Annotated in this window: 30 protein-coding genes and 1 pseudogene; 10 read left to right on the forward strand and 21 right to left on the reverse strand. The window is 68.7% G+C overall.

Features of this window, described 5'->3' with window-relative positions:
- The coding region (locus A5789_RS18620; RefSeq protein WP_197516655.1) for a DUF4339 domain-containing protein at window positions 1-211 on the reverse strand (211 nt) is incomplete at its 3' end.
- 461 nt (window positions 212-672) lie between these two features.
- Between A5789_RS18620 and A5789_RS18625 the strand changes: the two genes are divergently transcribed.
- Window positions 673-1,827 (forward strand): hypothetical protein, encoded by a 1,155-nt coding sequence (locus tag A5789_RS18625; RefSeq protein WP_064906907.1) that lies wholly within the window; start codon window positions 673-675, stop codon window positions 1,825-1,827.
- A gap of 1 nt (window position 1,828) precedes the next feature.
- Window positions 1,829-2,335: a hypothetical protein gene (locus tag A5789_RS18630; RefSeq protein ID WP_064906905.1), complete on the forward strand. Its 507-nt coding sequence runs from the start codon at window positions 1,829-1,831 to the stop codon at window positions 2,333-2,335.
- Here A5789_RS18630 and A5789_RS18635 read toward each other — a convergent pair.
- Window positions 2,332-3,156, reverse strand: coding sequence for a putative protein N(5)-glutamine methyltransferase (locus A5789_RS18635; RefSeq protein ID WP_064906906.1), 825 nt, complete (start codon window positions 3,154-3,156; stop codon window positions 2,332-2,334). The two genes, A5789_RS18630 and A5789_RS18635, sit on opposite strands and share 4 nt — an antisense overlap.
- 49 nt (window positions 3,157-3,205) lie before the next feature.
- Entirely contained in the window at window positions 3,206-4,078 is an 873-nt protein-coding gene (locus A5789_RS18640) for a YdcF family protein (protein ID WP_063015818.1), read from the reverse strand.
- Between the two features lie 179 nt (window positions 4,079-4,257).
- Here A5789_RS18640 and A5789_RS18645 point away from each other — a divergent pair, with 179 nt between their 5' ends.
- On the forward strand, window positions 4,258-5,106 hold the full coding sequence (locus A5789_RS18645; protein WP_064901856.1) for a bifunctional 5,10-methylenetetrahydrofolate dehydrogenase/5,10-methenyltetrahydrofolate cyclohydrolase: 849 nt from the start codon (window positions 4,258-4,260) through the stop codon (window positions 5,104-5,106).
- Here the strand turns inward: A5789_RS18645 and A5789_RS18650 are convergent, their stop codons facing one another.
- Together A5789_RS18650 and A5789_RS18655 are read right to left on the reverse strand one after the other, a co-directional pair.
- Window positions 5,107-5,847, reverse strand: a complete 741-nt coding sequence (locus tag A5789_RS18650) for a L,D-transpeptidase family protein (RefSeq protein WP_064901857.1) — start codon at window positions 5,845-5,847, stop codon at window positions 5,107-5,109.
- A gap of 141 nt (window positions 5,848-5,988) precedes the next feature.
- Window positions 5,989-6,645, reverse strand: coding sequence for a cyclodeaminase/cyclohydrolase family protein (locus tag A5789_RS18655; protein ID WP_064901858.1), 657 nt, complete (start codon window positions 6,643-6,645; stop codon window positions 5,989-5,991).
- A gap of 231 nt (window positions 6,646-6,876) precedes the next feature.
- On the opposite strand from A5789_RS18655, the gene A5789_RS18660 reads away from it, so the two are divergent.
- Window positions 6,877-7,914 carry an LLM class F420-dependent oxidoreductase gene (locus tag A5789_RS18660; RefSeq protein ID WP_063015814.1) on the forward strand — a complete coding sequence of 346 codons (1,038 nt, stop codon included), beginning with the start codon at window positions 6,877-6,879 and terminating at the stop codon, window positions 7,912-7,914.
- An 87-nt stretch (window positions 7,915-8,001) separates the two neighbouring features.
- Here the strand turns inward: A5789_RS18660 and A5789_RS18665 are convergent, their stop codons facing one another.
- On the reverse strand, window positions 8,002-8,340 hold the full coding sequence (locus tag A5789_RS18665; RefSeq protein WP_030517651.1) for an STAS domain-containing protein: 339 nt from the start codon (window positions 8,338-8,340) through the stop codon (window positions 8,002-8,004).
- A gap of 268 nt (window positions 8,341-8,608) precedes the next feature.
- Here A5789_RS18665 and A5789_RS18670 point away from each other — a divergent pair, with 268 nt between their 5' ends.
- Both A5789_RS18670 and A5789_RS18675 read left to right on the forward strand, forming a co-directional pair.
- Window positions 8,609-9,022 (forward strand): phage holin family protein, encoded by a 414-nt coding sequence (locus tag A5789_RS18670; protein ID WP_063015813.1) that lies wholly within the window; start codon window positions 8,609-8,611, stop codon window positions 9,020-9,022.
- Window positions 9,019-9,282 carry a DUF3618 domain-containing protein gene (locus A5789_RS18675; protein ID WP_036525761.1) on the forward strand — a complete coding sequence of 88 codons (264 nt, stop codon included), beginning with the start codon at window positions 9,019-9,021 and terminating at the stop codon, window positions 9,280-9,282. Before A5789_RS18670 ends, A5789_RS18675 begins: the two co-directional genes overlap by 4 nt.
- Before the next feature lie 4 nt (window positions 9,283-9,286).
- Here A5789_RS18675 and A5789_RS18680 read toward each other — a convergent pair whose 3' ends face one another.
- The 5 genes and pseudogenes from A5789_RS18680 to A5789_RS18695 all read right to left on the reverse strand — a co-directional run bounded on the left by A5789_RS18680 (window position 9,287) and on the right by A5789_RS18695 (window position 13,126).
- Window positions 9,287-9,625, reverse strand: coding sequence for a hypothetical protein (locus A5789_RS18680; protein WP_063015812.1), 339 nt, complete (start codon window positions 9,623-9,625; stop codon window positions 9,287-9,289).
- A gap of 413 nt (window positions 9,626-10,038) precedes the next feature.
- Window positions 10,039-10,122, reverse strand: a pseudogene (locus A5789_RS36675) (SAM-dependent methyltransferase); the annotation flags it as partial.
- A gap of 33 nt (window positions 10,123-10,155) precedes the next feature.
- Window positions 10,156-10,902 carry an SDR family oxidoreductase gene (locus tag A5789_RS18685; protein WP_064901859.1) on the reverse strand — a complete coding sequence of 249 codons (747 nt, stop codon included), beginning with the start codon at window positions 10,900-10,902 and terminating at the stop codon, window positions 10,156-10,158.
- Window positions 10,899-11,921, reverse strand: a complete 1,023-nt coding sequence (locus A5789_RS18690) for a phosphotransferase family protein (RefSeq protein WP_063015810.1) — start codon at window positions 11,919-11,921, stop codon at window positions 10,899-10,901. The genes A5789_RS18685 and A5789_RS18690 overlap by 4 nt, the downstream gene beginning before the upstream one ends.
- Window positions 11,918-13,126 carry an acyl-CoA dehydrogenase family protein gene (locus tag A5789_RS18695; protein ID WP_064901921.1) on the reverse strand — a complete coding sequence of 403 codons (1,209 nt, stop codon included), beginning with the start codon at window positions 13,124-13,126 and terminating at the stop codon, window positions 11,918-11,920. The genes A5789_RS18690 and A5789_RS18695 overlap by 4 nt, the downstream gene beginning before the upstream one ends.
- 131 nt (window positions 13,127-13,257) lie before the next feature.
- On the opposite strand from A5789_RS18695, the gene A5789_RS18700 reads away from it, so the two are divergent.
- Complete coding sequence (locus tag A5789_RS18700; RefSeq protein ID WP_064901860.1) at window positions 13,258-14,151, forward strand: TetR family transcriptional regulator; 894 nt, start codon at window positions 13,258-13,260, stop codon at window positions 14,149-14,151.
- Between the two features lie 65 nt (window positions 14,152-14,216).
- Here A5789_RS18700 and A5789_RS18705 read toward each other — a convergent pair whose 3' ends face one another.
- From A5789_RS18705 to A5789_RS18730, 6 genes are all read right to left on the reverse strand, one after another.
- On the reverse strand, window positions 14,217-16,529 hold the full coding sequence (locus A5789_RS18705; RefSeq protein ID WP_369817471.1) for a SpoIIE family protein phosphatase: 2,313 nt from the start codon (window positions 16,527-16,529) through the stop codon (window positions 14,217-14,219).
- The gene (locus tag A5789_RS18710; RefSeq protein WP_030518327.1) at window positions 16,519-17,151 is read right to left on the reverse strand and encodes a SpoIIE family protein phosphatase; all 633 of its coding nucleotides are present in this window, start codon (window positions 17,149-17,151) and stop codon (window positions 16,519-16,521) included. Before A5789_RS18710 ends, A5789_RS18705 begins: the two co-directional genes overlap by 11 nt.
- A complete protein-coding gene (locus A5789_RS18715; protein WP_369801617.1) occupies window positions 17,144-17,560 on the reverse strand; it encodes an ATP-binding protein in 417 nt (138 codons plus the stop codon). Before A5789_RS18715 ends, A5789_RS18710 begins: the two co-directional genes overlap by 8 nt.
- A complete protein-coding gene (locus A5789_RS18720) occupies window positions 17,560-17,934 on the reverse strand; it encodes an STAS domain-containing protein (RefSeq protein WP_030518329.1) in 375 nt (124 codons plus the stop codon). Before A5789_RS18720 ends, A5789_RS18715 begins: the two co-directional genes overlap by 1 nt.
- A 12-nt stretch (window positions 17,935-17,946) precedes the next feature.
- Window positions 17,947-18,840: an STAS domain-containing protein gene (locus A5789_RS18725; RefSeq protein WP_064901861.1), complete on the reverse strand. Its 894-nt coding sequence runs from the start codon at window positions 18,838-18,840 to the stop codon at window positions 17,947-17,949.
- Window positions 18,841-18,992: 152 nt separating this feature from the next.
- Window positions 18,993-19,520, reverse strand: a complete 528-nt coding sequence (locus tag A5789_RS18730; protein ID WP_063015808.1) for a MarR family winged helix-turn-helix transcriptional regulator — start codon at window positions 19,518-19,520, stop codon at window positions 18,993-18,995.
- A gap of 251 nt (window positions 19,521-19,771) precedes the next feature.
- Here A5789_RS18730 and A5789_RS18735 point away from each other — a divergent pair, with 251 nt between their 5' ends.
- A complete protein-coding gene (locus A5789_RS18735) occupies window positions 19,772-21,448 on the forward strand; it encodes a fumarate hydratase (protein ID WP_030518332.1) in 1,677 nt (558 codons plus the stop codon).
- 47 nt (window positions 21,449-21,495) lie between these two features.
- Here the strand turns inward: A5789_RS18735 and A5789_RS18740 are convergent, their stop codons facing one another.
- Together A5789_RS18740 and A5789_RS18745 are read right to left on the reverse strand one after the other, a co-directional pair.
- On the reverse strand, window positions 21,496-22,662 hold the full coding sequence (locus A5789_RS18740; RefSeq protein ID WP_064901862.1) for a zinc-binding dehydrogenase: 1,167 nt from the start codon (window positions 22,660-22,662) through the stop codon (window positions 21,496-21,498).
- Window positions 22,655-23,086 carry a tautomerase family protein gene (locus tag A5789_RS18745; protein WP_064901863.1) on the reverse strand — a complete coding sequence of 144 codons (432 nt, stop codon included), beginning with the start codon at window positions 23,084-23,086 and terminating at the stop codon, window positions 22,655-22,657. Before A5789_RS18745 ends, A5789_RS18740 begins: the two co-directional genes overlap by 8 nt.
- A 93-nt stretch (window positions 23,087-23,179) precedes the next feature.
- On the opposite strand from A5789_RS18745, the gene A5789_RS18750 reads away from it, so the two are divergent.
- Window positions 23,180-23,773, forward strand: coding sequence for a TetR/AcrR family transcriptional regulator (locus A5789_RS18750; RefSeq protein ID WP_082940801.1), 594 nt, complete (start codon window positions 23,180-23,182; stop codon window positions 23,771-23,773).
- 51 nt (window positions 23,774-23,824) lie between these two features.
- On the opposite strand, the gene A5789_RS18755 is transcribed toward A5789_RS18750, so the two are convergent.
- On the reverse strand, window positions 23,825-24,130 hold the full coding sequence (locus tag A5789_RS18755) for a putative quinol monooxygenase (protein WP_063015805.1): 306 nt from the start codon (window positions 24,128-24,130) through the stop codon (window positions 23,825-23,827).
- Window positions 24,131-24,186: 56 nt separating this feature from the next.
- Window positions 24,187-24,981 (reverse strand): helix-turn-helix domain-containing protein, encoded by a 795-nt coding sequence (locus A5789_RS18760; protein WP_064901864.1) that lies wholly within the window; start codon window positions 24,979-24,981, stop codon window positions 24,187-24,189.
- Window positions 24,982-25,068: 87 nt separating this feature from the next.
- Here A5789_RS18760 and A5789_RS18765 point away from each other — a divergent pair, with 87 nt between their 5' ends.
- Window positions 25,069-25,434: a nuclear transport factor 2 family protein gene (locus tag A5789_RS18765; RefSeq protein WP_064901865.1), complete on the forward strand. Its 366-nt coding sequence runs from the start codon at window positions 25,069-25,071 to the stop codon at window positions 25,432-25,434.
- Window positions 25,435-25,629: the final 195 nt, after the last annotated feature.

Consider the following 25,629-nt stretch of genomic DNA (forward strand, 5'->3'; position numbering starts at 1 on the left):
TCAGCCGAACCGGGGGACCGATGAACGACCCACGCCCACAACCGAACTCGTATCCGGTGCCGCCGATCCCGGGCAGCGGTGGCGCACCACCGACCAACGACTGCAGCGCGGGGACGGTCGAGGCCGCGGCCCACGCGGACATGCCGGTGGTCCAGACGTTCGTCTGCGGTGTGAGGCGCCCGGCGGCGACGAACTGACGCAGCTGATCCACCGGGAACGGACCCGCCGCCTGCCGCCGGCTAGCCCCACCTCAGCCGAACCGGGGGACCGATGAACGACCCACGCCCACAACCGAACTCGTATCCGGTGCCGCCGATCCCGGGCAGCCGTGGCGCACCAGAGGGCGTAACGCCGCCTCCGTTGCGGCCGCCCGTGCCGGGTGGCTATCGCGAGCCGGGGGGTATGGCCCCGTCACCGATGCCGGGCGGTGGTTACCGCATGCAGGACGGCACGACACCGCCACCGGTGGGCGTCGGTGCGGAATATCCTGCGCCGGTCGCCGGACGTCCCGGGCCGCCGTCGGTCGCGAATCGCGGGCCGGGAGTGGGCGGCGGCCCGGCGCTTCATCCGCCGCCGGGCACGACGCCGTTCGGTCCCGGGAACGACATACCCGGCGGCGTCGAGTCTGGGGCGCCACCTCCTGCGAACCCGCACGGTTCCGCGGATCCGGCCATGCTGCACCGGACCGAACTGACGCGTACCTACCCCTGCACGGCCTGTGGCGGCCAGCTGGTGTTCGACATCGCCTCGCAGCAGTTGCGGTGTCCCAGTTGCGGAAACTACTCGCCGCTCTCGGCGCCGCGGGCACCGGTCGTCGCGCGGGATCTGCGGCAGGCGATGGGGGAGCTGCGCGCGCTGCAGGCCGTGACCGCCGGACCGCAGATCACCGGCGATCGCGAGGTGAAGTGTCAGAATTGCGGTGGCACAACCACATTCGTCGGCAGTCTGACCGCGACACGCTGTCCCTACTGCACCACGCCGATCCAGCGCGACGATGTGCACAACGCTTCGGCCCGGTTGCCGGTGGACGGTGTGGTCCCGTTCCGCATCGACGAGAAGGCGGCGCGCGAACGCGTCGAGAAGTGGGTCGCGGGACGGTGGTTCGCGCCCACCGCGTTCAAGAAGTACAAGCGGCTCGGTTCGCTGGCGAGCGTCTACCACGCCTACTTCACCTACGACGCCGACGTGCACACGTGGTATCGCGGCGAACGCGGGGAGGAGTACACGGAACGGTACTGGGACGACGGGGAACTGAAGAGCCGCACCGAAATACGCTGGTATCCGGCGATGGGCGAGGTCGGCAACCGCTTCGACGATCTGCCGATTCTCGCCAACGACATCGACGACAGCGCCCGTGTCGCCGAACTCGAACCGTGGCCGGTCGCGGAGGCCACCGGTTATTCGCCCGAGTACGTCGCCGGCCACCTGGCCCGCACCTACGATCGCGACGCCGAGGAGATGTTCCCGGTCGCCCGGACGCGGATGGAACAGGTCATCGAGCAGACCGTGCGCGAGGACATCGGCGGCGACCGGCAGCACATCCACGACCTGCGTTCGACCTGGAACTCGCTGGCGTACAAGCACATTCTGCTGCCGATCTGGCTGTTGACCGTGGTCTACGCGAACACCCCGTTCCGGGTCTACATCAACGGCCTGACCGGTGAGGTGGTCGGGCAGCGGCCGTGGAGCAAGGTCAAACTCGCCGCGTTCGTCACGGTCGTCACGCTGCTGATCATCGGCGCGGTGGTCGCGCTGTCGATGTGGCACGGTGGCGGAACCCACCATCACAGCACCGGCCACACCACCGTCGTCCACCACGGGAGATGACATGATCGTGCTGCTACTACTCGTGCTCGCCCTCGCGGTGATCGTGGGCGGGATCGTCGCGATCGGGGCGGTGGCCCTGGCCCATCAGCGCCGCCGCATCGCCGCCGAGAATCAGGTGGTCCCGGGTACGGCCACACGCGCGCCGACCGCATGGGCGCGTTCCCACGACCCCGAGGCTCGCCTGCACCGCCGCCTGCGCGATGCGATGACGGCGTTGCGCGCGGTGACGGCCTACGACACGGCGGCAACGGTGACCCTGCGCGCGGATCTGGAACAGTCCGCCCTGGCTCTCGACGACCACCTGGTCGCGATCTCGATGCTGCATTCCGACGCGCGGACGGCACAGCTGGCACAGGCCGAACGCGCGGTCGCGGCGGTCGAGGCGGGAGTCGCCGACTATGCCACGGCGGCAACACAACCGGATCTCAGCGCACTCGAGGCCGACCTGGCGGGGGTGCGGGAACGGTTGCGCACGGCCGACGACCTCCGCCGCGGAATCGGCGGCTAACCCACGGCGCTCGTCCGGGTTCCGCATACCACCGTCGCGCCGTAGTCGGACGATTCCGCGATCGCGGGGCGCAGTCCGGCGGCCGCGACGATCGCTGTGGCGGTGTCGATCTGGACGGTGCCGATCTCGACCAGTACCCAGCCGCCGACCGTCAGCCACCGCCCGGCGGCATCGGCCACGCGGCGCAGCACGTCGAGTCCGTCGGCGCCGCCGTCGAGGGCGGTGCGGGGTTCGTGGTCGCGGGCTTCCGGCGGCATCCGGGCGATCATCGCGGTCGGCACGTACGGGGTGTTGGCCAGAATCAGATCCACCCGCCCGATCAGTCCGCCGGGCAGCGCGGCGAACAGGTCACCTCGGAAGACCCGCGCGCCCAGCGGTTCCAGATTGCGCCGCGCGCACGCCACCGCGGCGGTGTCGATATCGGCGGCGACCAGTTCGACCTCCACCCCGCCGGCGCGCAACGCGGTCGTCGCGACCAGGCCCAACGCGCCCGAGCCACAACACATGTCGACAACGGTGCGCCGATCGCCCGGCCGGGCGGCGGTGCGTTCGAGGGCCTCGTCGATCAGAAACGCGGTGCGTTGCCGGGGCACGAATACGCCCGGGTCGAGCGCCACCTGCACGCCGCGAAAGTCGGCCCAGCCCAGAAGATATTCGAGCGGTATGCCGTCGACGCGGCGTGCGACGAGTGCGGAGAGCTCGCCGGGGGAGGAGGCGGCCTGCCGGAGCAGGGCCGCTTCCTCCTCGGCGAAGACGCATCCGGCGCGGCGCAGGTCGGCCACGACCGTATCGGTGGCGGACTCGTCGGATTCGGGGTCGATCACCCCACTATTGTCGGCGCGGCGTCAACCACAATCTTCCGTGCGCCGGCTAGCGGGCCGACGGCAGCAGGAAGGTGCGGGTGGCGTCGAGATAGATGCCGCGCTGGGCGGCCTTGCTCGGCGGCGGCAGCTGCGACACCAGCTGATCGAGCGAGGTCATCGCCCCCACCACGCGGGTGCCGGCGACGATGAAATCGGCCACCGCGCGGCGGATGTGATTCGGTGAGGTCACCACGACCGCGCTGGTCGCACCGGCGTCCTGAAGCATCCGGGTGCTGAACAGCGCGTTCTGCACGGTCGAAGTGGCGCGGTCCTCGACCAGCACCCGGGAGGCCGGAATGCCGTGGCCGATCAGCCAGCCCGCCATCGCGGCGGCTTCGGGTACTCCGTTCTGCGGGTTGCCGCCCGTCACCACGATCGGCGACATCGGCGCCGCGATCGCCTGCAACCACGCGGCGGTGAGCCGGTTGACCAGTTCGGGGCGCAGGCTGCCGTCGGGCAGCAGCCCGTAGCCGAGCACCACGATGCCGGTCTGCGGGCCGACCAGCGCCGGCAGCGGATTGGGCAGGGTGCCCACGGCCGCGCCGATGGCGCCGATGAGATTGCGGGCCCCCTGGGCCATGCCGGGGTCGATGGCCGCCAGCCGGTTGAACGCGGCTTCGCGAGTGAGCAGATCGCCGGTGTAGTCCGACCAGATACCCTGCAGGGCCAGCGCCTGCGCGTCGTCGGGTGTGGCGTCCAGCAGCGAGCGCAGGTCGGCCAGACCCGCGGCGTCGTTGCCGTTGACGAAGTTCTCCTGAGCCGAGTTGTAGAGCGGCGCCGGTCCGTCGGCGGCCGTGGCCGTCGTGGTGAGTGGTCCGGCCAGCAGCGCGGCCGCCGAGGCCGCGACGAGAAGATGTTTGACACGTCTGGCGATGTTCACTGCAGTCGACACCTTTCCGGGCGAGCGGGATCCCGCTTGGGTGGGTGGGGCATGGGCACAGCCGTGCCCACCATACGACCGGAATCGGTGAGGGCCCCGGATTTACTCCCGCTCGAGTCGGTATTCGCGCGGGTGACGGCGGCCGTGGGCGCTGGTACGCGGCCCGATAGGGTGGCCGGGTGGACACCATACCGCTGACCGGCAAACAACTCGCAGCCGACCTCAACGCCGAGACGAAGAACCGCGCCGCCGCACTGGCCGAAGGCGGGGCCGCCCCCCGCCTGGTGCTGGTGGTGGCCAACGACGATCCGGCCAGCGGGTGGTATGTCAACTCGTTGCAGCGCGCGGCCGGACGACTCGGAATCGACTGTGAGACAACCGATCTCGGAGCGCAAGCGAGTGCCGCGGAGATTCGCGAGGCGCTGGCGAAGCTCAGCGAGGACCCGGCGGTGCACGCGGTGATGTTGCAGACGCCGCTGCCCGCGGGCGTGGAACTCAACGACGTCAGCTCGGCCATCGCCGCAGCCAAGGATGTCGACGGCGTCAGCCCGCTGTCGCTGGGACTGCTCGCCGCCGGACTGCCCGGATTCCCGCCCGCCACCTCACAGGCGGTGGTGGAGCTGGCCAAACATCACGACATCGCGCTGGCGGGCCGGCACGTCGCGGTCGTCGGCCGGTCGAATGTGGTGGGCAAACCTCTGGCACAGCTGCTGCTGGCCGAGAATGCCACGGTGACGGTGTGCCATTCGCGCACCACGGACCTGCCGGCGGTCACCTCGGCCGCCGATATCGTGGTCGCGGCGGCCGGGCGGGCCGGGCTGATCGGTGGCGACCACGTGCGCGAGGGCGCTGTGGTCATCGACGTGGGTACCAACGAGGGACCCGACGGTGGCATCGTCGGCGATGTGGACGCCGCTTCGGTCGAGGGCCGGGCGGCCGCACTGAGTCCGGTTCCCGGTGGTGTCGGACCCGTCACCACCGCGCTGCTGATGCGGCACGTCGTGGAGGCGGCCGAAGCGGCACGCTGATCACCAGTGGGTGGTCACCGGATCGCCCACACTCACGTTGTCGTAGTACCACTCGGCATCGGCGGGGGCCAGGTTGATGCAGCCGTGGCTGACATTCGAATTACCCTGCTGCCCGACCGACCACGGCGCCGAATGTACGAAGACGCCGCCCGAGGTGAGCCGTTCGGCGAATTCGCCGGTCAGGTAGTAGCCCTCCGGATCGTCGAGCGGAATACCGATGGTGCGGGAGTCGAAGATGATGGTGCGGTCCTTCTCCATCACGGGGAAGGTGCCCACCGGAGTCTCGCGTCCGGGCTTACCCATCGAGGCGGGCATGACCCGTGGCGCCTGCCCCGGAATGAACACGGTGAACGTATGCGCCGACATGTCGGCATCGGCACTGGTCCCGCCGTCGGTCCGGAATTCGGATCGAACGTTGCCGGCGGTCACGGTGAATCGCGCATCGGCCGGCAGGTATCCGGTGGAGTTCCAGACCAGTTCCTTGTCGTCGGCCCAGGAGAACGTCCCGGCCCGGTCGCCGACGTGCACGGATCGTTCGGCGCGGGCGCGATCGGTGACGGGTGCGGTGAACCGGACGGTGACCGGATGGGCGATTCCGACGACGGCGCCGTTGCTCGGTGAAATCGAGGCCACGGATGTGGTTTGTGGTGTTACCAGCACCGCTGCCGCTGTGCCCGTGGTGACTGCGGCCAGTACTGCTATGACTGTCGCCAGGAATACATGACGCATCATGGTCCTCATGGCTCCACCCCCTCAGGTGGTGTGTGGATCAGGACCTCGATCCTAGTTCCGGATGATCATGGTCGCCGGAATAGTTTTCGCTTCGTAACGACAGTTACGGTGTGGCAAACCGAGGTTTAGCCGAGGGGTGTGGTAATGCGATCAGCCGACGACAGCAGCGAGAACGTCCGTGTGCAGTGCATCCGCACGAGCGAAGATCTCCTCGATGCGCTGCAGCGCGGGTGCGAACTCCTCGGTCTCGTGGTCGCCGAGCGAGCCGACGTTGATGGCGATATTCAACTGTGAACTGGCGGCCGCGGCCCGCGCGGCGTCGGCGGCGGCGCCGATGTCGGTGACCACGTTCGGATTGCCGATCGGCAGCAGATCCGCGGCCAGTGAGAGCACCTCGTCGGCTTCGGTGACCACCGCGGCGGGCACCCGGGCGGCCTGCAGCAGTGCCGAGGCGATCGCCTCCTTGCGGGCCGCGACCTGCTCGTCGGTGTCCTTGGGCAGCTTGTAGGCGGCGCCGACCGCGGTGAAGGCGGTGGCGTCGGCGTCGGCCAGGGCCAGCGCGCGCTCACGGGCGGCGTCGGCCGCCGCGATGATCCGATCGATCGCCGGGCGGTTGTCGGCGTCCTTGGCGCGGGTGGTGTAGCGGGCCACCATCGCCACCAGGGCGGCTCCCTGGGCGGCGTGCAGCGCCGCGACCGCACCGCCGCCGGGCGCGGGGATCTTGGCGGCGAGATCGTCCAGGTAGCGGCCGATCGTCGACTCTCCGAACGTCGTGGTGTCCGGCGACGACGCGGTGTCCTGAGACATGCTGCGGGGCCTCCCGTTTCGAGGAATCGGCGTGCGGTACGCCGATAACCGTACCGGCCGCGCGCCCGATCATCGACCGGGCCGCACCGCCCTGTCGCGGACGGCGTACGGGCGGTGTGCAGGATGGAGCCCGAGGCCACCCCGGCCGCGGCGGCGGATCGCGGTTTGTGACGGGTGGTGCAGTGCGATAATCTCACTGCAACTGGTTGCATATGAACGGAGTTGCATACGATGCGAATCGGGTTGGGCATCAACTATGCGGGGGGCTTCAAAGAGGTCGCGGCCGAGGTCGCCGATCTGGAACGGGCCGGCCTGGACATCGTCTTCGTGCCCGAGGCCTACTCCTACGACGCGGTGAGCGGATTGGGATATCTGGCGGCCAAGACCGAGCGGGTGCAGCTGGCCTCGGGCATTCTGCAGCTCTACACCCGCACGCCCACGCTCACCGCGATGACCGCCGCGGGTCTGGACTACGTCTCCGACGGCCGCTACGTCCTCGGTCTGGGCGCCTCCGGACCGCAGGTCATCGAGGGGTTCCACGGTGTGCCCTACGACGCGCCGATCGGCCGCACCCGCGAGGTCGTGGAGATCTGCCGCAAGGTGTGGCGGCGCGAACGCCTGGAATACCAGGGCAAGTACTACACGATCCCGCTGCCCGCCGAACGCGGCACCGGACTGGGCAAGCCGCTGAAGCTGATCAACCACCCGGTGCGCGACCGTATCCCGGTGCTGCTGGCCGCGCTCGGCCCGAAGAACGTGCAGTTGGCCGCCGAACTGGCCGAGGGCTGGCAGCCGATCTTCTTCCTACCGGAGAAGGCCGGCGACGTGTGGGGTGAAGCGCTGGCGGCCGGAAAGGCCAAACGGGATCCGGAACTCGGCGACCTCGACGTCTATGCCGGACCGGCGCTGGCGATCGGCGACAACGTGGAGCCGCTGCGGGAGTTCGTCAAACCGCATCTGGCCCTCTACATCGGCGGGATGGGCGCCAAGAGCAAGAACTTCTACCACTCGCTGGCCACTCAGTACGGTTACGGCGCCGAGGCCGACCGCATCCAGGAGCTGTATCTGGCCGGGAAGAAGGACGAGGCCGCCAAGGTCGTGCCCGACGATCTGGTGCGCGACATCTCGCTGATCGGTTCGGCGGGCTTCGTCAAGGAGCGGGTGGCGGCGTTCCGGGAGGCCGGGGTCACGGTGCTGAACGTGGTTCCGCTCGCCGCGACCGCGCCGGAACGGGTGAAGCTGATCGAACAGCTGCGCGAGCTGGTCTGACCGGCGTGGCCGGCAGTCCGCTTCCGGGCTGCCGGCCCTGGCCGCTCAGTCCCTGGGCACTCGGTCCCTGGGCACTCGGTCTCCGGATCAGCCCTGGTGCAGCGCCGCGAGCGCGGCGTCGAGGGTGGGGTGCAGGGCGAATACCTGATCGAGATTGGTCAGTTTGAGCTGTCTGCTGGTGGCCGGTCCCTCGGCGACCAGGACGATGCTCGTGGCGGAGCCGGCCCGCTGATGAGCGGCCACCAGCGCGGCCATACCGGCCGAGGCCAGGAAACTCACCTGCAACAGGTCGATGATCAGCGCCGCGGGTTTACCGCCGAGGGTCGCCTCGATCGCACTCTCCAGTGCGGGAGCGGTCGCCAGGTCGACCTCGCCGGCCACCGTGAGCACGGTCGCATCGTCGTGCACGCTGACCGAGGTGGTCATCGCGTCGGCGAGGGGATACGCGTCTCCGGAAGTATTGGTCACGGTTGTCAATCTACCTGCTGGGTACCCGAGGCTCTCTCCGGCCGGGCAATTGCTTTCCGGCGCAAGGAGTTAACCGTGCGACGCACGCGGAATCCCGCGCCCGTGCGCCCCGCCGGAGGTGTTATCGCGGATTTCCCGGGTATCGCGAGCACAACCGGAGAGGCGGTTCGCTCGCGGGCGGAGCGAGGTCGCCCGATTCGATCGGCGCCCGGAGGAGTGGTTGGTCATGGCGCATATCGAGAACGGCCGAGCGCCGGAGACGGCGTCGGTGGCCGAATTGGTCGGCACCACCACGGAGCAACTGAGCCGGCTGGTCCGTGAGGAGGCGAAACTCGCCGTCGTCGAGGCGCAGGGCAAGGCCAAACGGCTGGGAGCCGGCGCCGGACTCGTCGGTGCCGCCGCCGTGCTGGGGCTCGCGGTCATCGGCGCGCTGGTCGCGGCGGCGATCTTGGGTCTGGCGCTGGTGTTGCCCGCATGGGCGGCCGCGTTGATCGTGGCCGGCGCGCTGGCCGTGGTCGCCGGCGTCCTCGGTCTCCTCGGGCGGACGAGCATCCGCAAGGGGAGTCCGCCGATACCGGAGGATGCCGCCGCGAATGTCCGGGAAGATGTTGCCGTCATCAAGGAGAGGACTCGGCGATGAACATCCCTTCCGATCCGGAAGCGTTGCGTTACGACCGGGATCTGACGCGCGAGGAACTGGGCCGAACGGTGCAGGCGCTGAGCGACAAGCTCGACGTGCCCGGTCGCACCCGCGAGCGGCTGCACCGCGGTGCCCGGTCCGCTCAGGACAATGCGGACCGGGCCGCGCAGGTCGTCAAGCAGATCCCGCTACCGGCGATCGGCGTGACGGCGGCGGGCGCGGTGGCCGCGGTCTGGCTGGTGCGGCGCAAGCGGTCGTGACGAGTCAGTTCGCACCGCCGGCGCCGGGCGTCTCCCCGAGGGGCCAGCGCGCGTAGGTGCGCTCGGGCCTGACGGTGATCACATCGGTGACCTCGACGAGTTCGGCGGGCACGATGGCGTCGGGAAAGTGCTCGAGACTGGGCACGATCACCGCTTCGGCATCGTGGGTGATCGCCGCGCCGATCAGGAACTGCACCGGATTGTCGGTGCGATCGCCGAATGCGACCGTTTCCGACAGCGTGTAACCCAAACGTCTTGCCAGACAACGTATCTGCGCCGCATCCCACTCCTGCTGCAGGTGAGACACCTCCGTGCGCAGAAAGCCGAGGGCCAGAAAACTCATGGCGGTCCTCCTCGCGTCGTCCGCAATCGGAACCACTGGCGAGCTGGTGCCGGTTAGTTCCGCCGCTGTACCTCTCGCGGACAGACCCGCGAATACCTAGCAAACTCAGGAGGTATTTCCCGAACTCCGGGGCGGGCAAACCCGTGTCCGGGGGTGGACAGGCGCGATCGTCCGGTGGTGTTTGCTGGGTGCGGCGGGGGATTCGGCGACGTCGTCGCGGGTTTTCAGATGATCTTGATGTCTGTCGTGTTCCCGCGAGAAGGGCGATGAGGTCATCTACATCGCCGCATCATGTCCGCCCCCGAGGCGAAGTGAGTACTCACTTCTGAGGGCGAACGTCGGCGCGTTGCTCGCTGGAATGTCGAGATTTGCGGGGGTAGCGGCAGCTAATTCTCGGCGAACGAGCGAGGTGAATCCGGAACGATCCAGATCACCTTGCGTAGAAAGTAGACGACCGCGCCGATATCGAAGATTTCCACCCGCAGTCGCGGATTCTGCCGCCGGACCGGAATCCGGCGGCAGCGAGGTCGCTATGCGCGGTAGGCGTCGCTTCCCGCGCGGGACACAACGATGTTCGGGACCACCGCTCGCGACGACAACCGCAGCAGGGCATCGACCATTTCGACGATGTCGCTGACGGCGAGCATCCGCTCCGGCGGGATGCGGTCGTGGATCCACGCGCTCATATCGGTGTCGACATAGCCGGGGGCGAGGGTGGTAGCGCTGATGCCGTTACCCGATTCCTCGGCGTTGAGGGTGGCGATCAGGGAGATGAGTGCCGCCTTGGCCGCGCCGTAGACGGCGAGTCCGGCTTCGGCATAGACACCCGTGATCGACGACAGCGCAATCACTTTCGCGCCGCGGTCGGGCGCGGCCGCGGCGGCGGCGCGCAGTATCGGCAACGCGCCCTGGATGAGTTGCAGCGGCGCACGCAGATTGACCGCGAGGGTTTTGTCGAAGCGCCGCATGGACGTGTCGGCGACCGGACCGGCGGTGCCGACCCCCGCGTTGAGAATCAGCGCCGACAGGGTGCCGAATCGGTGCGCATGCTCGGCCAGCACCCGCTCGACGCCGTCGGTGTCGGACATATCGGCGGCCACGGCGACGACGTCGGTGGCGCCGGCCGCCCGCAGCTGCGCGGCAACCTCGTCGAGGCGCGAGGCGTCACGCGCGGTGACGGTGAGCGAATAGCCTTGTTCGGCAAGCCTGTTCGCGATGCCGAGCCCGATACCGCGGGACGCCCCGCTGATCAGGGCGGACTTCCGATTTCCGGTCACTTCCGGACTCCTTTCAGTGCGCGCAGGCCGGCGGCCATGAATTCCGGTGTCGCCTCGGCCGCGCGTTCGGCGGCGGAGCCGGCGTCCGAGCCCCGCAGCGCGCGGTGGGTGATGCCTTCGCCGATAACGCCGAGCTTGAAATTGGCCAGGGCGAGATAGAAGCCCCAGTCCCCGAGATCGCGGCCCGACGCGAGGGCATAGGCATGGGCGAGATCGTCGGCGCCGGGCATACGGTCGCTGGTCCACGCGGCCGGCGAACCGAGCACCAGATCGAAGATCGGCGCCCGGTACACGCACATCAACGCCACATCGGTCAGCGGATCGCCGAGGGTGGACAGCTCCCAGTCGACGACGGCGCGGACCCGACCGGGATCGCGCACATCGAGAATGGTGTTGTCGATGCGGAAGTCGCCGTGCACGATCGAGGCCGCCGACCGGCCGGGCACCGCCGCGGCCAGCGCGGTGTGCAGGGCCGCGACGTCGGGAAGTTCGCGGGTCTTCACCCGTTCCCACTGCGAGGCCCACAGATTCACCTGCCGGGTGACGAATCCGTCCGGGCGACCGAATTTCTCGAGTCCGACCGCGTTCGGATCCACGGCGTGCAGCTCGGCCAGTACACGCACCAGCTCGTCGACGGCGGCGTCGATCTGGGTGTCGGTGAGGGCGGCGAGGTCGTCCTGATCGCGGATGACGGTGCCGTCGACGAATTCCACGACGGTCATGGGCGCGCCGAGTGTGGCGCCGTCGGCGTCGAAGGCGACCGTCTTCGCCACGGGCACAGCCGATTCGCGCAGGGCGTGGGTCACCGTGAACTCGCGGGCCATATCGTGCGCGGACGGGGTGAGGCCCGCGACCGGCGGGCGGCGCACCACCCACCGCGACGCCTCGTCGGCGGCGACGAAGGTCAGATTCGAACGGCCGCCGCTGATCAGCTCCACACGCAGCTCACCGCGCACGTCGACGCCCTGCTCGCGCAGGAACCGGTCGAGCGCGGCGACATCCATTCCGGGCAGGCTCATTCGGCTGCTCGCAATGCCCGCTTCGCGGCGCCGACCGCACGTTTCGCGATAGCCCACCGGTGGACCTCGGATGGTCCGTCGTAGATGCGGAAGGGACGCACCTCACGCGAGAGCCGCGCCAGCGGGAGATCACCCGACACGCCGAGACCGCCGCACATCTGCATACTGCGGTCGACGATCCGGAAAATGGCCTCGGCCGCAAAGGTTTTCACGATCGAGGTGGCGTTGGCGGCCGGTTCGCCGCGGTCGAGTTCCCAGCACGCGCGGGTGAGCAGTGCGCGGGTGGCGGCGATATCGATCTCGTTGTCGGCGATCATCTTCTGTACCATGCCGAGATCACCCAGTCGCGAGCCGAAGCCCTCGCGCCGGGCCACGTGCGTTACCGCGACGTCGTGTCCGCGGCGGGCGGCGCCGAGCCAGCGCATCACATGCGTCATGCGGGCCGGGCCGAGGCGGACCTGAGCGTATTCGAAGCCGCGGTCGACCTCGCCGAGGACGGCCTCCGCGGGAACCAGCAGATCCTCGAAGAACACCTCGCAGTGCCCGCCGACCATCGACCGATCCAGTGTGTCGAGATGGCGTCCGACCCGGATGCCGGGAGTCTCGGCCGGCGCAAGGAACATGGTCGCGCCGCCGCGCTGGCCCGGCTCTCCCGAGGTGCGGGCCATGATGATGAAGAAGCCCGCGCCGTCGGCGCCGGTGATGAACCATTTGCGGCCGTTGATCCGCCATCCGCCGTCGGCGCGGACCGCGCGGGTGGCCAGCGCGGACGGATCGGAGCCCGCGCCGGGCGCCGGTTCGGTCATCGCGAAGGCGGAGCGCACGTCGCCGTGCGCGAGCGGCGCGAGGTACTGCTGCTTCTGCTCGGGGTTCGCGATATGCGCGAGCATGTGCACATTGCCCTCGTCGGGGGCGGCGATATTCAGTGCCGTCGGGCCGAACAGCGAATAGCCGGCCTCCTCGAAGACGGGTGCGCGGTCCGACATCCCGAGGCCGTGGCCGCCGTATTCGATCGGCGCGTGCGGCGCGAACACACCCGCCTCGCGGGCGGCCTTCTGTAGTTCGACGCGGAAGGTGTCGCCACCGGCGGCGGTGATGTCGCCGTCGTGCGCATCCTCGAGCGGCAGCACCCGGTCGCGGATGAAGGCGCGGGTACGTTCGGCCAGCTCGTGTACCTCGGGCGGCAGGGACAGCTCGATCGCCACGGTCCACTCCTCGATCTCAGTCGCCGAACGATCGCTCGGCAATCACCTGTCATGCAGACTCGCATGACACGATAAAGCCTGTCAATTCGGTGTTCTGAGCCCGCTGGCGCTGTTCAGTTATCCTGAACATCATGGATAGTGCCGAGCGAGATCGACAGGGTGTGGGCAGCCGGGTGCGGCAGGCGAGAACCGCTGCCGGGCTCTCGTTGCGCGCGACAGCGGAACGGATCGGCGTCAGTCCGGCCACACTCAGCGCCGTCGAGAACGACAAGACGGGCGTCTCGATCGCCCGGCTGCGCGCCCTGGCCGCGGCGCTCGGCACCACCGTCGCGTGGCTGATCGGCGAAACTCCCGCGCCGCCGCCACGCCCGCGTGTTCGCACGGCCGGCGTTTCCGAAACGGATGCGCCTCGCGCCTGGCGTGAGTTCCCGCCGCTGGACATCGATCCCGTCCTGGCCGCCGCGATCGATTCCTTCGTCGAGACCGGATATCACGGCGCCACCATGCGGTCGATCGCCCACCGCGCCGGGATGAGTGTGCCCGGCGTCTATCACCACTACCGGGACAAACAGGAGCTTCTCGTCCGCGCCCTCGACCTCACCATGGACGAATTGCATTGGCGCACACGGGCGGCGCGCGGCGAGGTGATCGGTGGCCGCGAGCGGCTGATCCGCGTGGTCGAGGCTCTCGCCCTGTTCCACACCCATCGCCGCGAGCTGGCCTTCATCGGCGCCAGCGAGATGCGCAGCCTCACACCGGACAATCGCCGTCGAATCGCCGCCTCCCGCAACGAGATTCAGTATCGCCTCGACGAGGACATCGATACCGCGCTGGCGGAGGCGAACCTGACCGCCGCCCACGCGCGGGTGGCCGGGCGCGCCATCGCCACGATGTGTACGTCACTGCCGCAATGGTTCCGGCTCGAAGGGCCCGCCACTCCTGAGCAGATCGCCACCGAGTACGCGGATTTCGCCCTCGGCCTGCTCGGTATCGAGACGCGGAACGCGGTGCGGTCCATGCGCTGATCGGCCACCGAAGGGTCGACGCGGGGCTGGTCGGCCACGGCCGTACGGTTCGCGGACCGGCCTGCTCAGACCCTGCTCGCCGCCGAGAACGTCACCAGGGGCAATTTCGCGGTCAGCCGCACTCGCGTGCCCGACTCGGTCTGCTCGATCTCCACGTCGTCGGCGAGAGCGCGCATCATCGACAGGCCGCGTCCGCGGGTGCCCGGATCCTCGGGCTGCGGCCGCCACGCCCCGGAATCGACGATCTCCAGGCAGACCGCGCCGCGCACATGGGCGGCGGTGACTGTCACGTGGCCGGAGGTGCCCGGGGGATAGGCGTGCTCGATGCTGTTGGTGCAGGCCTCGTTGGCGGCGGCGACCAGATCGGCGGCGAGGTCGTGACCGACGGCGGCTGCGGACAGCCACGACGTCAGCGCGCGGCGCGCACCCGAGAGCCGTGCGGGTTCGGCGGGTATGTCCAGGTGCAGTGGCCGGGGCGGCTGGCGGTAGACCACCATCGCGATATCGTCGTCGTAGCCCGCGTCGGGGCGCAGCCGCGACAGCACCGCGTCGGCCACCTCGCGCGGCAGTTGCGATGCGGCGCCGGACAATTCGTCGGCGATCTGGTCGAACCGGATGTCGATATCGATGCCGCGCTGCTCGACCAGGCCGTCGGTGAACAACACCAGCGTCGAGCCGGGTTCGAGCGCGGTGGTCGCCTCGGGCCGGTTCGGGATGTCGAAGGTGGCCAGCGGTACCGCGCGGCCGCCTTCGAGCAGCCGGCCGGTGTGACCGGGCGCCGCCAGCACGGGCGGCATATGCCCGGCGCTCGAGTACCGCACCAGCCCGCGCACCGGATCGAGGATGGCGGCGCAGACCGTCGTGCACATGGCGCCGGGAATGCGGGCGGCCACCGCGTCCAGTTCGGCCAGCAACTGAGCGGGCCCGGCGCCGCGCAGCAGCAAAGCCTGTGCGGCGGTGCGCAATTGGCCCATCACCACCGCCGCGGACAGACCGCGGCCGACGCAGTCGCCGACCACGATGCCCAGGGTGCCGTCGCGCAACTGCACCACGTCGTACCAGTCGCCGCCGATCTCGAGCGGGGGCAGCGCCGGTTCGTAGTGCACCGCGAAACCGGGCGGCAGTTCGATCGGCCCCAGCATGGCGCGCTGCAGCGTCAGCGAGGTCGAGCGGGCCTGATCGAAGTTGCGAGCGCGCTGCACCGCCAGGCTGAGATGGCCGACGAGCAGTGAGAACAGCGCCCAGTCACCGGAACTGATCGCCCGCGGCGCGGCGAAGCGCACCCACAGTGCGGCATCGCCGGTTTCGCCCAGCGGCGCCACGATGCCCTCGGAACTCGCCGCGCCCTCGGGGATGGCGAACATGGCGCGATGCGGCCGCATCCGGGTCCGGTCCAGCAGCGCCCGCGCCCGCGCGTCGATCACCTGCCGGGAGACGGCGTCGCCCCCGGCCACCGGGCCCGAGACGTATAACTCCGGCGCGGTCTGGCGATTCGCCCACATCGACACCACGGCGGTTTCCGCGCCGATGGCCCGGCGCAGTTCCTCGAGACCCACCGACAGCACTTCGGCGACCGTGGTGGCGGCGCCGACGGCGGTGGCCAGCCGCGAGGCCGCCTGGTCGCGGGCCTGTGCGTCGTGTTCGGCGGTCACATCGCGGATGGTGCCCACGAAGAGTCGCTCGTCGTCTTCCGGATTGCGCAACGAGTTGGTGCTGACCGCCAGCCACACCCGCCGCCCGTCGCGGTGGCGCGCCGGCATCACGAAGCGCGCGGCCTCGGTGCCCAGCGCCGGATGGTCCGCCGCGGAATCATCGTCGGTCCACGGATGCGGCAGCGGATAGGGGGCGGAGTCGGGCCCGTATCCGGTCAGCGCGCCGAAGGACGAGTTGACCTCGGTGATGGTTCCGTCGTCGGCGGCGACGAAGAAGCCGTCCTGCAGCGACTCCACCAGTGCGGTGCGGAAGGCATCGCGGCCCTCGAGATCCTCGGCCCGCAACCGCTGCAATTCGTAGCTGCGGGTGCTGTCGAGAAATCCGCGGGTCGCGACATCGAGCGCGGCGAGAGTCTGCAGCAGGAATTCCAGCGCCGCCTGCGCGCGCTGCGCGGCATCACCGTCGAGGTGCTGCGCCGCGGGGCCGGCGATCAGACCTTGTTCGTCGAGCAACCGGAAGTGGTGCTCGGTCAGATCCAGAATGCTCACGCCCTCGACGAGTGCGCGCCGGCCGAGTTCGTACCCTTCGGCGAGGGTGTTCTGGGTGGGTGAATCCATGTGCAGCCGAAGCGCATTCGCATACGCCTCGCGGAATGCGGCCAGCACCGCGCTCATGGCCGCACCCGTGGTGCGCTCGTCGGCCGGCTCGGCCGGCTCACGACGCACCCGCGATCGGACCGCGGTGGCGCGCGGCCAGGACCAGCGCGTCGTCGGTGTCCTTGACGTGATGGCGCAGGATGTCGTCGGCGATATCGGTGGTCGGCCGCGCCAGATCCAGGGTGTCGACGAAATCGCTGACGATCCCGTCGGTCGACATCACCAGCACATCGCCGGGCCGGATGGCCACGGTCTGGGTCTGCAGATTCGGCGGCAGCAGATAGCCGACGATGCCCCCGGTCAGCAGCGCTGTCGCCCGCACCGCGGGTTTGCCGGGGCCGATGGCGACCACCCGGGATTCGACGTTGCCGACCCCGAGCCACTGCAGTTCGTCGTCGCCGGTGAACAGCACCAGCGAGACCGCCGCACCCCGGGTGTCGGCCATCGCGCGATGACACAGCACCATCAGCACGTCGAGCGGTTCGGCGCGATTGTCGGCGAGGACCTGCGCGGCCCGGTCGGCGGCGTCGGCGGCCGCGGCCCCGTGCCCCAGCCCGTCGAGCACGGCGAACAGCACCGAACCGTCGCCGGCGTCGAGTACGACCGACCGATCACCGGAGACGCGCTGTCCCGGCAGTGCGCGGCCCGCCACCGCCCATTCGACAGTGCCGACGGATCCGTCCTCATGCACCGGTGGGTACCCACTTCCACATCTCCACCAGCGTTCCCTGTCCGGGCGCCGACTCCACGATCAATCCGTCCATCAGCCGTCGCGCGCCGGGTAATCCCAGCCCGAGTCCGCGGCCGGTGGAGTAGCCGTCCTCCAGCGCCCGGGGGATGTCCCGGATACCCGGCCCCTGGTCCTGGGCCTGCACGACCAGTGCCCGGCGGCCGTCGCGCTCCTGCACCGCGACCCGGATCTCACCGGTTCCGGCGTAACTCGTGATATTGCGGGCGATTTCGGAGATGGCCGTGGAAATCATGGTGATGTCGGTCAACGTGAAACCCAGCTCGGTAGCCAGCTCCCGCCCTGCCTGTCGCGCGGTCACGATGTCGCCCGACACCTTCACCGCTATCACCACGTTGTCGGAGGCCACGATCACCGACCGCTTCGCCGGCCGTTGGGCAGCTGTCTGTTGAGCCAGGCCAGCCCCTCCTCGAGGTCCAGAGCCGTGTGCATGCCTTCGAAGGTCAGACCCAGCTGGACCATCGCGAACGCCACTTCGGGCTGCAGGCCGACGATCACCGTCTCCGCACCCCGCAGCTTGGTCATGTGCGCGATGGTACGCAGGGAGCGCGCGGCGAAGGAGTCCATGACGTCGATGGCCGTGACGTCGACGATGATTCCCTGGGCACGGTACTTGCTGACGTAGGTCATCAAGTCGTCCTGCAGGCGTTCGGTATCGGCGTCGGTGAGAGCCGATTGCACGGACGCGATCAGGTAGGTGCCCTGCTTCAGAATGGGTACCGGCATGAGGCGCCTTGACTACCGTCCGTCGCGGTCGGTGAGTCTCGAGATCTCGTAGCCGAGCAATCGCTCCGCCTCCTCGATACCACCCTGTAGGTCACCGACCGCGTTCATCTTCGTCAGGTCGAGGCCGATGGTGACCAGCGCGAGCGCGATCTCCGACGAGAGGCCGGTGATGATGACGTTGGCACCCATCAGATTCGACGCGTCGACGGTCTGTACCAAGTGGTTGGCGACCGTGGAGTCGATCATCGGGACACCGGTGATGTCGATGACGACCACCTTGGCGCGGTTGGCGCGGATCGCGCGCAGGAGCTGTTCGGTGAGCTGGCGGGCCCGCTGGCTGTCCAGCACGCCGATGATCGGCAGAATCAGCAGCTGCTCACGCACCTGCAGCACCGGCGTCGACAGCTCGCGGATGGCTTCCTGCTGCTGGCGGATGACGCGCTCGCGCTCCTGCACGAACGAGATGGCCACGGTGTTGGCGATCCGGTTGGCCGCGGGCTCGTAGGCGTCGAGCACCCGCTTGAGCAGATCGAAGTTCGACTGATACTTCTCGAACAGGCTGCGCGCGAGGACATCTCGCAGTAGCAGCACGATTCCGATGACCTCGTCGGTCTCGACGCCTCGCGGAATGATGCGCTCGGACAGATCGCGGGCGTAGGCCTGCAGTGCCTCGACGCTACCCGTCTGCAGCGCCTCGACGTAGTTGTCGTAGATGGAGGTGGCCTCGGAGAAGATCTCCTCCGGGGTCATCGCGGTCAGCAGTGCGGCATCCCCGATACGACGTGCCCATTCCTCACGTAGCTCAGTGCGATTCTGGCGCAGATGTTCGACCAGTTGCGGCAGCAGATTCTCGACCGGACCCGCCGGTATCGAATCCGGAGAGAGGCCGATGGACACGTCGGACATGAAAACTCGTGCCCCTTTCCTAAGGGAGGTCGGTTCGTCGGGGTCGCTCGCGCGTGGCTGCCGTCGAGAAGCCGCAGTCGAGCCTAGTCTCACTCGATACCCGCTGGCGAACAATCGAAACATGTCGCGGAGGTGTGTGCTCGGCCACCCCATCAGCCCGGCTGCGGACTGGGTTCGCGGGGCAGGGCGCCGCTGTGGTCGATGCAGGCCTCGACGCCCGGGTCCGGCGCGCGATGATGAGTGAGCAACGTGTCGTAGATGTCGGCGAGTGCGGCCAGCTGGTCGCGGTCGAGGACGTCGATCATATGCCGCCGCACGCTCTCGACATGGGCGGGAGCCGCGGTGGCCAGCACTTCCGCACCCTTCGGGGTGAGTACGGCGGCGGTGCGGCGGGCATCGTCGGGGATGGCCTCGCGGGCGACCAGCCCGCGCTTCTCCATGCGGGTGATCTGGTGGGAGAGCCGGCTCTGCGACCATTCCAGCACCGACGCCAGTTCGGCGAAGCTGCGCCGGTGGTCGGTGGCGTCGGCCAGCCGGGCCAGCACCGTGTACTCGACGTAGGTGAGATTCGAGGCGCGCAGCGAGTCGCGGCCGACGGCGGCGGCGATGAGATCACGGGTGAAGACGAAGCCGAGCCACGCACGCGTTTCGAGATCGTCGAGCCAACGGGGTTCGGTCACGATTCCTCTCCAGGGTTCTGCGTCGGTCATGGTATTGCCTTCCCGCTGTCGGCGATACCCGTGATCGCGGTATCGGATCGACACCTACACCCACCGCATTGAAGGTGCAACCTTTGTGCTCGGCAATGAAGATTAGGCTGGCCTGACCTCGGTGTGACGCGGTGTGCTGATTAGAGTCGGAGCGTTGTTTCGGCCGCGAGCGGTTCTCCCGCCGGCCGAGTGCACCCGCAGACACACAAGGAGTGCGATTCGTGACCGCGCCTGAGTTCCGCTATTCGGATCTGCTTCCCACCGGAGCCGACGAGACCCCCTACCGGTTGCTGACCACCGAGGGCGTCAGCACATTCGAAGCGGGCGGACGCACCTTCCTGCAGGTCGACCCCGACGTGCTGCGGATGCTGACCGCCGAGGCGATGCACGACATCAGCCACTACCTGCGCCCAGCGCACCTGGCCCAGCTGCGCAAGATCATCGACGATCCGGAATCCTCCGGTAACGACCGCTTCGTCGCGCTGGACCTGCTCAAGAACGTCAACATCTCCGCGGGCGGCATCCTGCCGATGTGCCAGGACACCGGCACCGCCATCGTGATGGGCAAGAAGTCCGAGGGCGTGCTCACCGGCGCGGACGACGCGGAATGGATCTCACGCGGCGTGTTCGACGCCTACACCAAGCTGAACCTGCGGTATTCGCAGCTGGCGCCGATCACCATGTGGGACGAGAAGAACACCGGATCGAACCTGCCGGCGCAGGTCGAGTTGTATTCCACCGCAGGCGATCCCGCGCATCCGGCCTACAAGTTCCTGTTCATGGCCAAGGGTGGCGGTTCGGCGAACAAGTCGTTCCTCTACCAGGAGACCAAGGCCATCCTGAACCCCACCCGGATGCTGGAATTCCTCGACGAGAAGATCCGCTCGCTGGGCACCGCCGCCTGCCCGCCGTACCACCTGGCCGTGGTCATCGGCGGCACCAGCGCCGAATTCGCTTTGAAGACGGCGAAATACGCCTCGGCGCACTATCTGGACACCATGCCGACCGAGGGTTCGATGGCCGCGCACGGCTTCCGGGATCTGGAGCTGGAGGAGGAGGTCTTCAAGCTGACCCAGTCCTTCGGGATCGGCGCGCAATTCGGCGGTAAGTACTTCTGCCACGACGTGCGGGTGATCCGTTTGCCTCGCCACGGCGCGAGCTGCCCGGTCGCGATCGCGGTGTCGTGTTCGGCCGACCGCCAGGCGCTGGCCAAGATCACCCCCGAGGGTGTGTTCCTCGAGCAGTTGGAACGCGAACCGGCGCAATATCTTCCGGAGCAGACCGACGAGATCCTCGGCGGCGACGTGGTGAAGGTCGACCTCAACCGGCCGATGTCGGAGATCCGCGCGGAGCTGTCGAAGTACCCGGTGAAGACCCGGCTCTCGCTCACCGGTCCGCTGGTGGTGGCCCGCGACATCGCGCACGCCAAGATCAAGGAGCGCCTCGACGCCGGCGAGCCGATGCCGCAGTACCTGCGCGATATGGCCGTCTACTACGCCGGCCCCGCCAAGACTCCCGAGGGTTACGCGTCGGGCTCGTTCGGGCCGACCACCGCGGGCCGCATGGACTCCTACGTCGACCAGTTCCAGGCCGCGGGCGGCTCGTTCGTCATGCTCGCCAAGGGCAATCGCTCGGCGCAGGTGACCAAGGCGTGCAAGGAGCACGGCGGCTTCTACCTCGGCTCCATCGGCGGCCCGGCCGCCCGCCTCGCTCTGGACTGCATCAAGAACGTCGAGGTCCTCGAATATCCGGAACTCGGCATGGAAGCGGTCTGGAAGATCGACGTCGAAGACTTCCCGGCCTTCATCGTGGTCGACGACAAGGGCAACGACTTCTTCGCCGAAACCCAGAAGCCGATCGCGCTGCGCGTGCGGACGCGCTCCAAGGAACGGGTCTGAGGTTCGGCCCGGGCCGCTGCCGATAGCGGCCCGGGACCGAGGTCCGGTTACGCTGCCGGACCACCGTGCGCGGCTCCGTCCGCCGCGGCGTGGAGCGGTGCGCGGTGCAGGACCAGTTTGGTGGTGTGCGCGGTGTACGCCTCGGGCGCGTCGTCCCAGTCGGCCGTGAGCGTGGTGACCGTTTCGGCGGGGAAGTCGTGCCGGGCAACGAAATCCAGGAGATCCGGCAGGATCGGCCGGACATGGGAGACTCCGATACTCACGGTGGCGTCGTTGGCGTACATGTGCATCAGCGGAACCTTGGTGCCGACCGGTAGGTAGTAGCCGACGGGCCGGCAGAAGCCGCCCGGTGCCAGTGAGCGCAGCGCGGCGTCGACGCCCGCGGCCGTGGATGTGCCTTCCACGGCGATGTCGTAATCGCGGCGGGGAATGTCGGTGCGCCGGATCTTGCCCTTCGCCGTCGTGGAATGCGCTCTGGCGCCGAGCTTTTCGGCGATGTCGAGCCGCTCGCGCCGATGATCGACATAGTCGACGACCTCCGCGCCGTGCCGGACCGCCAGCCCGGCCGCGTACAGACCGATGCTCTGTGCCGCGCCACCGAGCACCAGGACCTTTCCGCCGGGCCGGATCCGCAGACCCGGAATCACACATCGCCAGGCGTCGGCGAGGTTGTCACTGGCGGCCGCGACTCGCAGCGGGTCGACGCCGGCCGGAAGCGGAACGAGCATGTGGTCGGCGAACGGGATCCGTAGCAGGTCGGCGACCATCCCACCCCACGGGCCGCTCGCCGGGCCGAATCCGAATGCCGCCAGGGTGGAGGTGCGCGTCGTGGAGCATTTCGCGGTCAGTCCCAGCCGGCATTCACGGCATTCGCCGCACGATATCGCCCACGGGACCACGACCAGGTCACCGCGACGCAGGGTCGGGATGTCCGCGCCGACCTCGACGACCTCGGCGACGCATTCGTGCCCGATGCCGAACGGGCCCCGGAACGGGACCGGCCCGCAGATACTGCCCACGACCGGATCGATCAGCCCCGCCCGGATGCCGAACTGCATGGCCCGGGACACATGCCGGTGAATCGGCAGGGTGTCGCCGTCGCATCGGCCCGCCACGATCGGGCGCACCAGCGCGTCGCGCGCATCGCGCAGCGCCGGTGCGGGCCGTTCCCGCCACTCCAGCCGACCGGCTCGGATGAACTGCAGCTCACGCATTGTCGCGCTGTCCCTGTGCGAGCGCGGCCAGCTCCTTGAATTTCACGATGCTTCCGCCGGCGCCCCAGGTGCCCTCCGGTTGTTCGTGGATCAGTACCCACACCCGCCAGGCGTCGCCGTCGGCGAGACCGGCCGCGGTGAGCACCTGCTCGGTGACGTCGGTGACGAGTCCGGCTTTGCGGCGTGGCGACAGGCCGCCTTCGGGAACGGTCACATCCACCCGGAAGCGCGGCAGGTCGTCTTCGAGTGCGGCGAATCCGCCGGCGGCCACGTCCTCGACGCGGCACCACGCCTGTGCTCGGAAGAACGCGGTGTCCGGCGCTCCTTCCCACTTCAGCAGCGTCGTCGGAAGTGATCGCAACAGCTCGTCGCGCGCCGGGCCGGACAGGGCTCCGGCGGGCACGGTCAGGTGGATCATCGGCATCGATGTGCTCCTTCGCTTCGGGAAACGACTTATAACGACCGTTATAATCGACGCACGCTACTATATGACGGGCGTTATAGAAAAGGAGGTAGGGTGGCGGAATCTCAGGATGCACGCCGGAAGTTGGTGGCCGGCGCGGCCGATATGATCCGGCGGCGCGGCCTCAACGCCACCAGTGTGCGCGAACTGGCCAAATACGCCCACGCGCCGCTGGGGTCGACGTACCACTACTTTCCTGGTGGCAAGACGCAGCTGGCCACCGAGGCCGTCACCTTCGCCGGTGACCTGACCGCCATGCTGTTGGTCCGCGAGCTCGACAACGGACCGGTCGAAGGATTACGTGCGTTCCTCGCGACATGGCGAAAGATTCTGGTGGACAACGATTTCCGGGCCGGGTGTCCCGTACTGGCGGTGTCGGTCGAAGAGCTCGCCGACGTCGAGGAAGGCCCTCGCGAAGCAGCGGCCGCCGCCTTCGCTCGATGGACCGAACTGCTGAGCGCGTCGCTGCGCGACCAAGGAGCCGATGAGGCCGCCGCCGAACGTATCGCCACGCTGACCGTCGCCGCCGTCGAGGGGAGTGTGGCGATGTGCCGCGCCGAGCGCAGCACCAGAGCGCTCGACCGTATCGGCACCGAGCTCGAAACGATCGTCGCGGCTGCGATAGCGGGGCCTCGCAGCGAGGGGTGAGCGCATGACAAACGCCGCGCGGTCCGGCCACCGCGCGGCGCGAGGGAATGGTTAGAGGGCGCCCTTGTCCGGGTCGCCTGCGGGGACTGCTTCGAGAACCTGGACGTCCAGCGAGCCGGTGACCAGGCCTTCGAGTCCTTCGTTCAACGCCTTGAGGCTCGGCCCGGCGCCGTGCGCGCCCAGGGCCGCCATGTCGCGCCACTTCTCGATGAACACGAAGCGGTCCTTGCCCCGGTGCAGGGCGTAGAGCTCACACCCGTCCTCGTTGTGGACCTCCGGGATGAGACGGGTCAGGAGTTCCGCGACCTCGTCGAATTTGTCGGGCTTCGGGGTGATGGTGGCAACGATCACAGGCATGCAGCGGAGAGTATCAGCCGCCTCGGCGGGCGGGCCCGAGTCTCGGGCGGGTTCGGCTATCGCGGATCGTCGGTCGTTGCGCTCGTCTGGAAGAACCGGCGGGTCGCGAGATCGGCGGGGAAATAGGCTTCGACGGCGATCTCGTCCAGCGTAATGTCGAACGCCGCGCCGAAGGTTGTGACCGTGTTGATCAAGCACAGCTCTGTCCCGCGATGCGCGAGCCGGATGTGCAGGGCGATCTCGGTGGGGTCCGGAGGCTGAGGCTCGTGCGCGGGGCCGAACTCCGCCAGTTCCGCGTACAACGCGTGCAGCTGCGGATCTCCCGTGCGTGCGGCCTGGTGGGCGAGCCGGGGCAACAGATACCCGCGCACCTGGTCCGGATTGCGAATCCTCGGCGCCAGCCCGCCCGGATGCAGTCCCAATCGCATCATGTTGATCGGCGGCTCCAGCAGCGCCGGGTCGGCTCCGTGCAGGAATACGTCGACGGCACTGTTGGCCAGCAACAGATTCCATCGACGGTCCACCGCGAGCGCCGGATAGGGCTCGTGCCCCAGCAGCACCTGCTGGACGGTCTCCCGAGCTCGGGCCAGATCGGGATCGTGCAGGGGCTGCTCCCGGAAGACCGGTGCGTGCCCGGCGGCGACCAGTAGTCGATTGCGTTCCCGCAACGGCACCCGCAACTGCTCGGCCAGATGCAGGACCATCGCGCTGCTGGGAATCGTCCGTCCCGTTTCGACGAAACTGATGTGCCGAGGCGACACCTCCGCCTGAATGGCCAGATCCAGCTGGCTCAACCGACTGCGGTGCCGCCATTCGCGCAGCAGTTCCCCGATCGGCCGGTCGCTCGTCATGCTCCGAGTCTGCTCGGTCACCGGGCGCGGCCGCCATTACACCGCATGTAATCGACGCGCCCCGCCCACCTGAGCAACAGTCGTCGCATGCACCAGACCGACAAACAACTCGTCGTCGACGGCTTCCGCGAGTTCGCGGCAGGAAACGTCGACGTGCTCCGCACCCTGCTACACGAGAACTTCATCGAGCACAGCCCCGGAAACCCCAGCGGTCGAGACGATTTCATCGAGTTCGTCACCACCGCCCCGGTCGCCCGCGCCCACCTCGAACTCGCGCGGGTCATCGCCGAGGACGACTACGTGGTACTGCATTACCGCATGTCCCCCGGAGGCGATGAGCCCGATGTCGCCGTCGTGGATATCTGGCGGCTCGAGAATGGGCAGATCATCGAACACTGGGATGTCGTCCAGCCCGTCCCCGAACCCGATCAGATCCCGAACGGGATGTTCTGAACACCGCGTCATCGCCGGTCCGGCCGGCATGCTCCAGCGCCGCAGCCCCAGTGCCACATCGGCTTTCGGGGTAGTCGACTCGTGGGACAGCGGTCCGTGGATCGAGGAGTCCGCTCTGATTCCGTTGTGCGAGCGCCTCTCCGCCCACTTCGGGCCGGCCGCAGAGCCGGCCCAGTCCTCCGATGCGGGGGAGCG

The organism is Nocardia sp. 852002-51101_SCH5132738 (assembly GCF_001665695.1).
Taxonomy (GTDB): Bacteria; Actinomycetota; Actinomycetes; order Mycobacteriales; family Mycobacteriaceae; genus Nocardia; species Nocardia nova.